The 16,167-nt window shown below is 48.9% G+C and carries 2 protein-coding genes; both read left to right on the top strand.

The window, feature by feature from the left end; genetic code table 11:
• Positions 1-1,115 precede the first annotated feature (1,115 nt).
• Positions 1,116-8,570 (top strand): DUF3344 domain-containing protein, encoded by a 7,455-nt coding sequence (locus tag MA_RS28990; RefSeq protein ID WP_048065773.1) that lies wholly within the window; start codon positions 1,116-1,118, stop codon positions 8,568-8,570.
• 1,400 nt (positions 8,571-9,970) lie between these two features.
• Entirely contained in the window at positions 9,971-16,021 is a 6,051-nt protein-coding gene (locus MA_RS28985; protein WP_011023605.1) for a PKD domain-containing protein, read from the top strand.
• Positions 16,022-16,167: the final 146 nt, after the last annotated feature.

The raw sequence follows: 16,167 nt of genomic DNA, 5'->3' as shown, positions 1-16,167 counted from the left end.
TAATATTTAATGTTATCATATTTAAAATTTGTATTACTTGGCCGCAAGAAATAATTGCCCATAAATGTGGAATTCAAATAATTTTTGAAACTATGATAAGTGTATACGAAAGTCAAGCGCTGGGCTCACATGTAAATAACAGAGAAAAGTTCAAAGAATAATAATTTGAATGAAAAATTAAACTCCCCCCTTGCCTGCACTTACAGGTCTCCCATTCTCGTCCTTTTTTGAAGTACAATGACAGGTTTAAATTCGGATTCGTTGGTCACTGGTTAAGAAATTTTTCTGCCTGAAAGCTATCTATTTTGTACCTAAAGCCTATCTTAAATTTTGGCCTTATTACATGAGGTCTATGTCCTGTTCCAGTCTACAACGCGATACTCTTCAGATTCAATGCAGGACCCAAACTCGAACTGAAAAAAATGAAATCTTCTTTGCAAATTTTCTTTTATAAAATGAATAGAATTTTTATCGAAAGTAATGACATGGATATAATACATTACCGGCAAGTTTAGTGTTACAAATAAGTATATTTTTGTTACACAACACATATATAAATTACCACTATTCTTATTTTTTAGATTAATTTATATACGTAGTAACCTTTTTTCATACTAAATTTCCCAATTTCTGAACACCGATCCTCTCCAGAAGATTCAGAATCCATATTCGGATCAACTCCATATCATTGAATAAAATGTTAGAAGGCTGAAGGGAGGCAATAATACTTGAAAAGTTTTGTTCTTGACTTCATAAGTGATAACTAAATTTTACAGAGTAACTTAAATTCAATGATCTGAAAAACATCCTCAAAATACAAGTTCAAATTGTTTAGTATACACCGCAAATTTTTTTGTTTTTCATTATTGGGAGATTTCCCCTCAGATTAGAAGAGCTACAAAATAATTGTGGTTCAATCCCGAACAACCCCTCAGATCCTGCTGAAAAAGGCCACAGTCACAGGATTTGTGAATGAAAATTTTAGAAATGTGGAGTGAGTGAAAGATGAAACGAATATTTCTGGTTTTATATATAGCTGCACTTATGTGCATGAGTGCGCCTTTCACCCAAACCGTGGAAGGTGCAGGAAAGCCCCCCCAGACAGGGTGGTCCCGATGAAGCGGATAAATTTGCTGAATAAAGCCACGTTCCTGAGCTCCTGGATCTTCTGGCTCGGCCTGCTCGTATGCTTGGTTCTGATCGTAACCCCAGTTGCGGCGGCCGGCCCTGAGTGGACTGCGAACTCTTCCTGGAACACTCCTGATGTAGGCGAGTATTCAGTACCGGCTTTGGCCGATCTTGACGATGATGGCGACTATGACCTTATGATCGGTGCAAAGGATGGAATTACATATGGTTATGAGAATACAGGGACTCCAGACAGCCCCGTATGGACTGCGAAATCGGAATGGAATGTCCCTGATGTAGGTTCTTGGTCATCACCAGCTTTGGCCGACCTTGACTGTGATGGCGACTATGACCTTATGATCGGTGAAATCGGTGGAGTTACATATGGTTATGAGAATACAGGGACTTCAGACAGCCCCGTATGGACTGCAAAATCCGAGTGGAATACTCCTGATGTGAGCCAGAATGCTGCCCCATCTCTGGCCGATCTCGACGGCGACGGCGACTATGACCTTATGATCGGTGAAGGCTATGGAGTTACATATGGTTATGAGAATATCGGGTCTTCGGGCAGCCCGGAGTGGGCTGCGAACTCTTCCTGGAACATTCCTTCTATAGGTTATTATTCATCACCAGCTTTGGCCGACCTTGACGGCGATTACGACTATGACCTTATGATGGGTGGATATGATGGAGTTATATATGGTTATGAGAATACCGGGTCTTCGGACAGCCCGGAGTGGGCTGCGAACTCTTCCTGGAACATTCCTTCTGTAGGTTCTCGTTCATTACCAGCTTTGGCCGACCTTGACTGTGATGGCGACTATGACCTTATGATCGGTGAATCTACAGGAATTACATATGGTTATGAGAATACCGCTCCTATCATAGTTCCTCTCGCCGGGTTCTCGGCATCGCCGACCACCGGCAACGTTCCCCTGACCGTCCGGTTCACCGATGAATCTGCCAACAACCCGGCTTCGTGGTTATGGGAGTTCGGAGACGATACCAATGCAACAATGCGGAACCCGGTACACACCTACAATGCAGCCGGAACCTACAACGTGACCCTCACAGCGACGAACATTGCAGGCAACAGCACGGAGTCGAAGACCGGCTACATCACGGTTTTAGAGGCTGTTATTCCCGTTGCGAACTTCAGTGCAGAGCCGACTACCGGCGACGTTCCTCTGACCGTGCAGTTCACCGATGAATCTGCCAACAACCCGACTTCGTGGTTATGGGACTTCGGTGACGGAGGCGATACCAATGCAACGATGCGGAACCCGGTACACACTTACAATGCAGCCGGAACCTACAACGTGACCCTCACAGCGACGAACATTGCGGGCAACAGCTCGGAGTCGAAGACCGGCTACATCACGACGGTTTTAACGGCTGTTATTCCCGTTGCGAACTTCAGTGCAGAGCCGACTACCGGCGACGTTCCTCTGACCGTGCAGTTCACCGATGAATCTGCCAACGACCCGACATCGTGGTTATGGGAGTTCGGAGACGATACCAATGCAACGATGCAGAGCCCGGTACACACCTACAATGCAGCCGGAACCTACAACGTGACCCTCACAGCGACGAACATTGCGGGCAACAGCTCGGAGTCGAAGACCGGCTACATCACCGTAACAGGAGAGCCAATAAAACTGGCGGACTCGGCGTGGCCGAAGTTCGGGTATGATCTCAACAACACCGGACAGTCCCCCTATGCCGGGCCGCAGAGCAACAATATCGTGTGGACCTACACGGCCGGGGAATACTTTACGAATGGTGGTCCATCGATAGGCCCGGACGGTACGATCTACATAAATAACGTAGATAAAAAATTGTATGCGTTCTACCCGAACGGTACCCTTAGGTGGACCAACACCACAGGGGCGCGCAGCTATAGCACCCCCGCAATCGATTCGGACGGAACCCTTTATGGAGGAGACTACAACGGAAAGTTGTATGCCGTAAATCCTGACGGAACCTTTAAATGGGAATATACCACAGGCGATAAGTTTATGGGGTCACCGGCAATCGGATCTGACGGGATTATCTACGCAGCAGGCTACAATGGTAATCTGTTTGCATTCTACTCGGACGGTACCCTTAGGTGGAGCTACTCAACACCTGGTTTTGACTATAGCACCCCGGCGATCGCAACAGACGGTACTATCTACATCGGGACCTATAATTCATATTTATATGCAATAAACCCCGATGGGACTCTTAAATGGACCTATCAAGTCGGTGGTGAAATCTATAACTCACCGGCGATCGCAGCAGACGGCACCATCTATGTTGGGTGCGAGGATAATAACCTATATGCAATAAACGCGAATGGAACACTAAAATGGACATACACTACCGGTGCACAAATTTATGGTGCACCGGCGATCGGGGCGGACGGGACCATCTACGTAGGAGATTATAGCGGTATTCTTTCTGCAATAAATCCCGATGGAGCGCTCAAGTGGACCTACGAGGCCAATTACAGATTCTATTCTACACCTGTCATCGGATCGGATGGTACCGTCTACATTGGAGATTATAGCGGGACAATGAACGATAATAGTGGTAATATATATGCAATCAACCGCGACGGGACACTGAAATGGGAATATGCCACTGGTCGGATTCATAGTTCAGCATCGATCGGATCGGACGGAACCCTGTACCTTGGAAGTTATGATAATAACCTATATGCATTCAGGGATGTCGCAGATTTCAATGCAGGCCCGAAAATGGGCGGTGCCCCCCTGACCGTGCAGTTCACCGACGAGTCGACGGGTTCCCCGACATCGTGGTTATGGGACTTTGGCGACGGTGACGACACCAATTCGACGGTTCAGAACCCCGTCCACGTCTACACGGCGCCCGGGATCTATAACGTGACCCTTACGGGCGCTGATGCCTATCACAGTTATTCGACGGAAAAGATCGGCTACATCAACGTTACAAACGATAGTTCGGGCGTGACCGCACCTATCCCGAGCTTTACGACCGATGCCTCTTCAGGCCGGGTACCCTTCACCGTGCAGTTCACCGACACCACGACCGGCAACGTGAGCACCTGGTCCTGGGACTTCGGCGACGGCGAAACCTCTGACGAGCAGAACCCTGTTCACACCTATGTCACCGAAGGGACCCACACCGTCACCCTGACGGCCACCGGACCGGGCGGGACCGATACTGCGACTTCCACGATGGAGGTGGCCGCACCGCTCAACACGGGTAGTTATGACGGAGGATCACCGCTGCTCACCGTGCAGGAGGGCACAGTTTCAGGCGGGCTGTGGCACGGTTCATGGCCGGGATTCTCGGGATATGGTGAACAAACATTCACACTACCTCCCCACACGGAGATCAAATGGGCGAGGCTGTATGCCGACGTCTACTGCGGGCTCATGACGGACATAAAGTCCTTTTCGATGACTATAGACATCGACGGCGACGGTGACGGGATCTATGAACTGCAAAAACACGATGCTGCAAGCATCGACTACACTAACACTCCGGCATGGGTGAATGACCACGTGGTCAGGGTGACGAGCGACTACTTCATGTGGTACGACCTGACCGACAACATAACAGGAAATGAAGTGAATATCAAGGCTACAGGTGGAGGTTCTGACGGCAGGATCAAACATGTAACCCTTGTCGTTGCATACGATGACGGGGATGACGACGAGATCCATTACTGGGTGAACCAGGGTCACGACACTGCCAACACCGGCAGTTATACGGGTTCAACTGTATTCGGCACGTCCGCACTCTCCGATCCCGATGCTGTGAACCTATCCTCTATATACTGTGCAAGCGTCAACGGCGCATATACGTACAACGGAGAGTCGCTCTCATCTGGAGGACCGCAGGGCGAATACTTCGGATACAACGATTGGAATGTAACTGAGTACTTCAATTCAGGAGAGGACAGCACAGTTACGTACGCTCCTACCGGTTCTTATTACAAAATCCAGCTTGCACTTCTGACCGCATCCGGTGCAGGTTCATCCGGTGGTGACGGCCCTGTTGCAGACTTCACCGCGAACGTTACCTCCGGTGGCATCCCCCTTACGGTCTCGTTCACCGATGAGTCAACCGGTTCACCAGCTTCCTGGCTCTGGGATTTCGGGGACGGCAACAACTCTACGGAACAGAACCCGGTACATACATATTCCACTGAAGGAACCTATTCTGTCAACCTCACAGTTACGAATGAAGATGGAAGCGATTCCGAACTGAAGACAGATTACATAACCGTAACTCAAGCGGGTCAAGTGGCAACTAACGACCTTAGCATCTCAGGGCTTGTCAATACCGTTCCGGCTTCTGCGGTCTTTGCCAGGGAAACAAATCCTGTGAAAGTTCTCAATGTCCAAAACACAGGAACTGCTACCCTTAGCAACATTTCGATAGCTGTGTATGCAAGCGACGTTTCCAGTGGAACAGTTCCCGTAGACACGACAACGATTGCGTCCCTTGCTGGCGATGCAAAGACCACAGTAACCCTGATCGACCCCACTATCCGTGACCTTGAAGGCGGCACCGTGACCTACACTGCCGTTGTCGACCCGGACAACCTTATCGCTGAAACGGATGAGACAAACAACAACAAGAGCAGTTCGGCTAAACCTCTCAGGTACAATGGGTATAAGGGCAAAGGCATCTACTGGGAAGGCGGAAGCAATATCACTACCAGGCATACCTTTGATCTCCAGGGAAACCTTTTGTATTCCACTCAGCCTGATTCTGCTTACCAACCCGTAGGATGGGAGAGCAGGACCGAAACCTGGACTGCAAGTGACCTTCCGGTCCCGGACGGCTCCACCATAGAAAAGGCTTTCCTTTATGTCGCCTACAACTGGGACCAGACGCCCGGCGGATATCCGTGGTTGAATATTAACTTCAATGGAAACGCCCTTGATAACGGAAACATCTCAACAGGAAACGGCACCCTCTACAGGGACTGGAGCAATTTTGGAGCGTATGCTGACTATGAATACGGGCTCTGTGTCTACAATGTAACAGACAAGTTTAGCTCTGCAGGAAACAGCCTTGTCATGACACCTGTTGGTGAAAACAAAAACGCACTGTATCCGAGCACTCTTGTTGTGGTCTACGGAAACGATAATGAAACCCGAAAGCAGATCTTCATCAATGAGGAATGCGATGAACTGGCTTATTCCCTGACAGGTTACGGGACCACGCCTGAAGAGGCTACTGCGTACGCTCCTTTCACCGGCATGTTCATTGACGTGGAAAAGGTCCAGAATGCTATGCTCTACAGCTTCGCAGGAAGTGCGGGGCCCGATGAAGGAAACCTGCTTTTCAACGGCAACATAGTGGCAACCAATGCATGGCAGGGAAGTTCAAATTCAGGAAGCCCCTTAGTCTTTGACGCTACAAACTACATTAATGCAACCGGAAACGAGGCGGGTATACAGGGTACGACAAGCGGAGGTATGGATGCACTCCAGCAGATCCTGGTCGTGGAATACACGTCATCCGGAACCGTCCCGTCCACAGACTTCTCAGCCGACCCGACGAGCGGCACTGCACCGCTTAACGTGACGTTCACCGACGAGTCGGCGGGCGCCCCGATCTCATGGTCATGGGACTTTGGCGATGGCAACACATCGGCCCAGCAGAATCCAAGCCATATCTATACTGCACCGGGCACCTACACGGTGAACCTTACCGTGACCAACAACACAGGAAGCAGCAGTGTGACAAAGACCGATTATATCTCTGTCGCAGGTGGCAGCACTTACACTGTCGGTGAAGATACGGTAGTAATATGGAATTATGGCAGTACGACATGGACGGCTCCACCGGGGATATCAGAGGTTGAATACCTTGTGGTTGCCGGTGGCGGCGGCGGCGCCGGGCATTATTCGAATGGTGGCGGCGGTGCAGGAGGTTTCCTGAACGGTACACTGGCCGTAACCCCCGGTATGGGTTATGCTATTATGGTTGGCGCCGGCGGACCCGGCGGAGACGCCGGCGGCTCGATAGGAATGAACGGATCAGATTCGCAGTTTTCTACGGTCATCGCGACAGGCGGCGGCGCCGGCGGTAATTTAGGATCTGCAGGTCTTAGCGGAGGTTCCGGAGGTGGCGCCGGCTCATCAACCAGTGCTACTTTGCCTGGAGGTGATGGCGTTTCCGGTCAGGGCCACGCTGGCGGGTCTAACTACCCAACTGGCGGCGGCGGCGAACTGGCTGGCGGCGGCGGTGGAGGTGCCAGTGGAACTGGCGGAGACGGCGCATATCGTCTCGGTGGAGACGGCGGTGATGGTATAACCTCCTCAATTACCGGCACGGAGGTAGTCTATGCCTGTGGCGGCGGCGGCGGTGCAAACCTTGGGCCTGGTGGAACAGGTGGTTCATCAGCGGTCAATGGTGGAACAGGCGGCGGGCCTCAGAGTGGAAATGTCAACGGTGAAGCGGGTCTCGACAGCACTGGAACCGGCGGTGGCGGCGCTGGCTGGTATGGAACCGGTGGAGACGGCGGTGATGGTATCGTTATTATCAGGTATCATACCTCGGTACCGGTAGCGCCCGTCGCGGGATTCTTAGCTGACCCGACAAGCGGGACGGCGCCACTGACTGTCCAGTTCACCGATAACTCCACCGGCTCTCCGACAGAATGGTCGTGGGACTTCGGCGACGGTGCAACCTCCAATGAATCGAGCCCCATGCATACTTATTCTGCAGCAGGTAACTATACCGTAAATCTGACTGTAGAAAATGCCGCTGGTTCTGATTTTGAGTTAAAATCGGATTACATAAAAGTTTCCGAAGCTTCCGGGTCAACTGTTACTCTCTATTTCGATCCGACAAGTTCCTCAGTTTCAGAAAACGAATCTATTGAAATAAATCTCGTTGCCAGTAATTTCCCTGCAGGCCTTTCAGGCTACAACCTGACCGTTGCTCTCGACGGCCCGGCTGTTGCTGAGATAGTTGATATAGAGTACCCCTCCTGGGCTCTGATTACTCAGAACTCTACCCTTCCAGGTTCTTCTATCTACATGAAGACTGTTGACCTGGAAGATTCCATTAAGGAAGGGGCAGCAGATGTTGTACTTGCTACTCTTACTGTTTCTGGAAAGGAAAAAGGATCTGCGAACCTCTCTATAGGGGTTAAACGTCTGGAGGAAGATTCAGGAGACTCCATCGAACCAGCTCTCCTAACAGGGACAATTGAAGTAACCCTTCTGTCCCCACTGCCGGATCAGGAATATACCCCCAGGGACCTTGACGGAGACGGACTCTATGAAGACCTCACCGGAAACGGGGAGTTCAGTTTCGTGGATATAGTGGCTTACTTCCACAACATGGACTGGATAGAGGAAAACATGCCGGTGGAGTACTTCGACTTCAACGGGAACGGAAGGATAGACTTTGATGATGTTGTGGACATGTTTGCAATGATATAAGAAAAGGAAAAAAGGAAAAAATATGGGTAAAAATGATTAAATGAAAGGGAATTGAGATAATTTTTCTCAAATTTCCCACAACTTTTTCTTTCATTTATTTCCAAATATGGCTTATGGGTCAGAACCTGGGAAGTTTGAATCCAGGTTGTTTTTCTCAAAAAAAGCAGATGAAATTCTCCGAATTATACTTTTGGATACTATTCACAAATAGATAAGGATTTTTTCTCTACCTGAAACTCCTCACCTGCATACATTTACAGGCGAGGAATTCTCAGAGTCGAATGCATCGCAGACATTTAGGAGGCGTGTCTGTTTCGGTGTCTTTCGGATATTTTTGGCCAGAACTATGTATGTTGAGCAGATATTTAATACTTTTGATAATTTTCATAATATTTAATGTTATCTTATTTAAAATTTGTATTACTTAGCCGCAAGAAATAATTGCCCATAAATGTGGAATTCAAATAATTTTTGAAACTATGATAAGTGTATACGAAAGTCAAGCGCTGGGCTCACATGTAAATAACAGAGAAAAGTTCAAAGAATAATAATTTGAATGAAAAATTAAACTCCCCCCTGCCTGCACTTACAGGTCTCCCATTCTCGTCCTTTTTTGAAGTACAATGACAGGTTAAAATTCGGATTCGTTGGTCATTGGTTAAAGAATTTTTCTGCCTGAAAGCTATCTATTTTGTACCCAAAGTCTATCTTAAATTTTGGCCTTATTATATGAGGTCTATGTCCTGTTCCAGTCTACAACGCGATACTCTTCAGATTCAATGCAGGACCCAAACTCGAACTGAAAAAAATGAAACCTTCTTTGCAAATTTTCTTTTATAAAATGAATAGAATTTTTATCGAAAGTAAGGATATGGCTAAAATGCATTACCGGCAAACATATTGTTACAAATTAGTTTATTTTTGTTACTTAATGCATATATAAGTGATTACTATTCTTATTTTTTAGATTAATTTATATACGTGGTAACCTTTTTTCATACTAAATTTCCCAATTTCTGAACACCGATCCTCTCCAGAAGATTCAGAATCCAAATTCGGATCAACTCCATTACATTGAATCAAATGTTGGGGGACTGGAAGAAGGCAACAATACTTGAAAAGTTTCGTTCTTGACTTCAGAAGTGATAACTAAATTTTACAGAGTAATTTACATTCAATAATTTGGGTTGATCTGAAAAACACTATATAAAGCAGATTCAAGTTTTTAATTTACACAGTAAATATTTTTATTTTTTATTATTGGGAGATTCCCTCCTCGGATTAGAAGAGCTACAAAATAATTGTGATTCAATCCCGAACACCCCCCTCCGGTCCTGCTGAAAAAGGCCACAGTCACAGGATTCTTGGGTAAAATTTTAGAAATGTGGAGTGAGTGAAAGATGAAACGAATATTTTTGATTCTCTGTATAGCTGCACTGATGTGCATGACCGGACTGGCGTCTGCTGCAGAGGAAACAGTTGGAACAGTCGCAAACTTTACTACTAATACCACCAGCGGCTCTGCGCCCCTAACTGTACAATTCACCGACATATCTACCAACGCAACCAGTTGGGCGTGGGACTTCGAGAATGACGGCACCATTGACAGTACCGACCAGAACCCGGTGCATACCTACTCAACTGAAGGAATTTACACGGTTAACTTTACTGTTAGCAATGCAGGTGGAAACGCTTCAGAAGTGAAGACAGGGTATATATCTGTAAGTGAACCACTGCCTTCAGCCCCTGTTGCCAACTTCTCTGCAGACATTACTTCAGGCAATGCTCCGTTGACAGTCAACTTCACTGACCAATCAACAGGTACTGTTTCGTCCTATTCGTGGGACTTTGAGAACGATGGAGTAGTTGACAGTACTGAGCAGACCCCCTCTTATATCTACACCTCAGCCGGTACATACACTGTCAACCTCACTGTCACAAACGCCGCTGGTAGCGACTCCGAAGTGAAGATAAACTATATCACCGTTGAAGGAACAGGAACAGAAGGACTTGCAGACACAGCATGGCCAAAGTACCATTACGATCTCAACAACACAGGACGTTCCCCCTATATCGGCCCGCAGACCGGGAATGTCGTGTGGACATTCAACGCCGGAGGTTCATTACAATACAATTCACCTGCAATAGGAGCAGACGGGACCATTTATACCGGAAGTTGCGGTACCCATGAATTCTACGCCATAAATCCGAACGGGACTCTAAAATGGACGTTCAGAGTAGGATATACCTGGCAGAGATTTTATGGCTCACCAGCTATCGGAACGGATGGGACCATCTACACCGGTAACCGTGATGGTAATCTTTATGCACTTAATCCAGACGGCACTCTCAAATGGAGTTACGCTACCGCTAACGACATTTTCAAATCGCCAACGATCGGACCTGACGGGACGATCTATATCGCCAGCTGTGACGGTTATCTGCATGCAGTCAACCCTGACAGCACATTCAAATGGAAGGTCCGGTGGCAGAATGGGAACCATGAGGACGTCAATCTCATAGGTTCCCCCGCGATCGGACCTGACGGGACTATTTATATTGGAAGCAGCTCAGAGGCTGTCTTCCATGCGTTCAATCCTGACGGTACTGAAAAATGGAACTACACTTACACTACCGGAAGCACAGATTATATCTCATTTTATGGTTCCCCTGCTATCGGATCTGACGGTACGGTCTATATCGGAAATCGGGACAGCAAATTATTTGCTCTAAATCCAGACGGCACCCTCAAATGGGATTTCAGCATAGCCCAATACGACCAGATTCTCTGCGCACCTGCTATCGGAACTGACGGCACCCTGTACGCGAGGTCCCTGAATGGCAACTTCTATGCGATATACCCCAACGGCACTCTCAAGTGGAGCTGCTCTGTTGGCTATTCCGGTCATGGTTCCCCGGTGATCGGGGCGGACGGGGCCGTCTACGTCATAAACAGTGCGGGCAGAATCTGTGCGTTAAACCCCGACGGCACCCTCAAATGGGATTCCAATATCGGGGGCAGTTATTGTTCGCCTGCGATCGGATCGGATTCTACCCTCTACGTCTGCGCGGGCAATGCGCTCTATGCGTTCAGAACAGAGGCGCCCGTTGCGAACTTCAGTGCAGAGCCAACCACCGGCGACATTCCCCTGACTGTTCAGTTCACCGATGAATCCGTCAAAGACCCGATATCGTGGTTATGGGACTTCGGCGACGGAGACGATACCAATGCAACGATGCAGAACCCGATGCACACCTACAATGCAGTCGGGACCTACAACGTAACCCTCACGGCGACGAACATCGCAGGCAACGGCACGGAGTCAAAGACCGGCTACATCACGGTTTTAGAGGCCGTCATACCCGTTGCGAACTTCAGTGCCGAACCGACTACCGGCGACGTTCCCCTGACCGTCCGGTTCACCGATGAATCCGCCAAAAACCCGACATCGTGGTTATGGGACTTCGGTGACGGAGACGATACCAATGCAACGATGCAGAACCCGGTACACACCTACAATGCAGCCGGTACCTACACCGTGACCCTCAAAGCGACAAACTTTGCAGGCAGCAACGCAGAGTTGAAGACCGGCTACATCACGGTTCTGGAGGCCGTTACACCCGTTGCGAACTTCAGTGCAGATATGACCTCCGGCGATGTTCCCCTTACCGTCCAGTTCACCGACGAGTCTGCCAACAACCCGACATCGTGGACATGGGACTTCGGCGACGGCTCGACTTCAGACCAGCAGAACCCGAGCCACAGGTATGTCTTCGCCGGGAATTATACCGTCACGCTGACGGCAACGAATGCCGGCGGCTCTGGCACCGGGACGAAGACGGATTACATCACCGTAAATGCAGTAGAGAGAATAAAGCTCGCGGACTCGGCGTGGCCGAAGTTCGGGTATGATTTAAACAACACCGGGCAGTCCCCCTATGCCGGGCCGCAGAGCAATAATGTCGTGTGGACCTACACGGCAGGGGACAATTTCTATATTGGTGGTTCGACGATAGGGCCTGACGGCACGATTTACATATGCAACGCAGACCAGAATCTGTACGCGTTCAATCCGAACGGGACCTTAAAGTGGAGCTACAATACAGAGGGGTACTGCTACTACTGCACCCCGGCAATCGATTCGGACGGAGTAATATATGTTGGAAATCGTAATGAGAAGTTGGATGCCATAAATCCCAACGGCACCCTCAAATGGACATCTCCGACCGGGGATTATGTTTATGGATCACCTGCGATCGGATCTGACGGGATTATCTACGTGGGATGCCGGGACGGCAACCTGTACGCACTGTTCCCGGACGGGACCTTAATGTGGACCTGCGCCGTCGGAGGCAGATTCAATTACGTTTCTCCGGCGATCGCAGCAGACGGGACCATTTATGCAGGAAATTATGAAGACAACAAATTATACGCCATAAATAGCAACGGGATCATTAAGTGGTCATATGAAACCGGAGGTAGAATATATAACTCACCGGCGATTGCAGCGGACGGCACCGTCTACGTCGGGAGTTATGACAGTAACCTATATGCGATAAACCCCGATGGAACCCTTAAATGGAACTACACGACCGGCGCACAAATTTATGGTGCACCGTCGATCGCGGCAGACGGCACCGTCTACATCGGAAGCTATGACCATAACCTGTATGCGATAAACCCCGATGGAACCCTTAAATGGAACTACTATGCCGATGGCGAATTCCGTTATTCCCAGCCAGTCATCGGAGTGGATGGCACTGTCTATATCGGGGATTCCAGCGGAAAATTCTATGGAATTAGCCCAGGAGGGACACTTAAATGGGATTATACCACTGGCGGACGGGTTTACGGTCCGGCATCAATAGGATCGGACGGAACCCTGTACATTGGAAGCTATGATAAAAAACTATATGCATTCAGGGATGCCGAAACGCCTGTCGCAGATTTCAGCGCAGTCCCGATATCTGGGGGAGTTCCCCTGACCGTGCGGTTCACCGATGAATCAGCTGGTTATCCTACCTCGTGGTCATGGGACTTTGGTGACGGAGAAAACTCGACTGCTCAGAACCCTGCCCACATCTATACTGCGAGCGGCACCTACAACGTGACCCTCACCATTACAAACGATGCTGGCAGCGATACCGTGGAGAAGATCGACTATATCACTGTTACAAGTGGTGGAAGTTCGGGAGAAAGTGCACCTATAGCTGACTTCAATGTAGCACTTTACACCGACGATTGCATGCCGCATGGTACGGCTCCCATCACCGTGTCGTTCACCGACAACTCCACAGGAAATGTCAGTGTCTATATCTGGGAGTACAGAAACCTGTACACAGGTTCCGAGTGGACCGAATTTGGTTCGGGAGCGCAGAACCCGACAGATATAGAATTTTCAGATGTCGGGACATATGATATCCGCCTGACAGTCTCCAACTCCGGAGGAAGCAGCAACAGGACGATAGAGCATGCGCTTACGGCGGGGATGTCTCATGACTACCTTACAACAATCCAGAACGGTACAGTCTCAGGTGACCTCTACATAGACTCACGGTCTCCATGGACTACGACAGCAAATTATTCGTATACTCTTCCGGCATCTGGCGACGATATCGTATGGGCAAGGGTCTTTGTAAACGACTACTCGGGTTCAGGGTCCGGCAACGGCGCCCTCCAATTGAAGACAGAACTAGATTCTGATGGCGACGGTACCTTTGAAACAGTGTTAGGAGTCGAGGAGTGCAATATTCAGTCAGATACAGATCAGGTCGTCTACCCTCTCAATGACCATGTTAGTAAGGTCTATTCCGACTATGAGGCCTGGTATGATGTAGCCGACCTCCTAAACTCGACCACCCCAAATATCCGGGTGACTGCATCGGATATAGGCGTCACAGTGGGCTCGGATAGGGGCTTTGACGGTCGGATAAAAGGCGTCACGCTTGTAGTCGCCTACAATGACGGAGATTCTGACGAGGTCAATTACATCGTCAACCACGGAAACGACTGGATGACGGGAAGCAGTTCAACCACCTTTGACGCAAGTACATTTGCCAGTGGGTGGACAGAAGCAGAGATAAAGTCAGTATCTTTTTCCAGCACTGACGCCTCCTATACCCTTGACGGAAACAGTATTGCAGCCTCATCTCTTGGAAGTGGTGGTTACTACGAATTCAATTCCTTTAATGTAACCAGTGCGCTTACACCGGCAGCATCGAACACCTTCGGGTACACTAACCAGGGCGTCTCTTTCAAGATCTGCCTTGCGGCTCTGACCGTCGGATACGGGAATGAATCTGCAGGGGCTCCGGTCGCTGACTTCACCGGAACACCGACATCAGGTGATGCCCCGCTGACCGTCCAGTTTACCGACAACTCCTCTGGAGCTACAGAATGGTCTTGGGACTTCGGCGACGGAGACGATACGAATGCAACCGAACAGAACCCTGTCCACACCTACGCTGCAGAAGGTAACTACAGCGTAAAGCTGACGGTAACCAATGCAGGCGGAAGCGATGACGAGCTTAAGACCGATTATATCACTGTATTGGAGCCCTCAACACCTGAACCCGTTGCTATGTTCACTGCTGATGCAACTAGCGGAACTGTTCCTCTCACTGTGAATTTCACTGACCAATCCACAGGTTCCCCCACTTCTTGGTTCTGGGACTTTGGGGATGGAGCTAACTCAACTGAGCAGAACCCTGTGCATACTTATTCTGCAGAAGGTAACTACACTGTGAATCTGACTGTGGAAAATGCTGCCGGGACAGACTTTGAGTTAAAAACAGATTACATAGAAGTTACCGAAGCTTCCGGATCAACCGTTACTCTCTATTTCGATCCGACAAGTTCCTCAGTTGCAGAAAACGAATCCACTGAAATAAGTGTCGTTGCCAGTAATTTCCCTGCAGGCCTTTCAGGCTACAACCTGACCGTTGCCATCGACGACCCGACCATTGCCGAGATAATCGACATCGAGTACCCTTCCTGGGCTCTGATTACTCAGAACTCTACCCTGCCAGCAACTTCTATCTACATGAAGACTGTTGATCTGGAAGATGCCGTTAAGGAAGGGGCAGCAGATGTTGTGCTTGCTACTCTCACGGTTTCTGGAAAGGAAAAAGGGTCTGCGAACCTTTCGATAGGGGTTAAACGTCTGGAAGAAGATTCCGGAGACTCCATCGAACCAGCTCTCCTAACAGGGACAATTGAAGTAACCCTTCTGTCCCCACTGCCGGATCAGGAATATACCCCCAGGGACCTTGACGGAGACGGACTCTATGAAGACCTCACCGGAAACGGGGAGTTCAGTTTCGTGGATATAGTGGCTTACTTCCACAACATGGACTGGATAGAGGAAAACATGCCGGTGGAGTACTTCGACTTCAACGGAAACGGAAGGATAGACTTTGATGATGTTGTGGACATGTTTGCAATGATATAAGAAAAGGAAAAAAGGAAAAAATATGGGTAAAAATGATTAAATGAAAGGGAATTGAGATAAATTTTCTCAAATTTCCCTCCATTTTTTCCTTCCGTTTATTTAAAATATATTTCTAATGAGGGGGTTCTTTGCAAAAAAAAGGCCGG

It is taken from the genome of Methanosarcina acetivorans C2A (assembly GCF_000007345.1).
GTDB lineage: Archaea > Halobacteriota > Methanosarcinia > Methanosarcinales > Methanosarcinaceae > Methanosarcina > Methanosarcina acetivorans.
This window is presented reverse-complemented; position numbering and strand designations above follow the sequence as displayed.

What these genes read in the sequence shown, in the direction of transcription:
- MA_RS28990 (WP_048065773.1), top strand. Translation starts at nt 1,116, where the DNA reads ATGAAGCGGATAAATTTGCTGAATAAAGCCACGTTCCTGAGCTCCTGG.
- MA_RS28985 (WP_011023605.1), top strand. Translation starts at nt 9,971, where the DNA reads ATGAAACGAATATTTTTGATTCTCTGTATAGCTGCACTGATGTGCATG.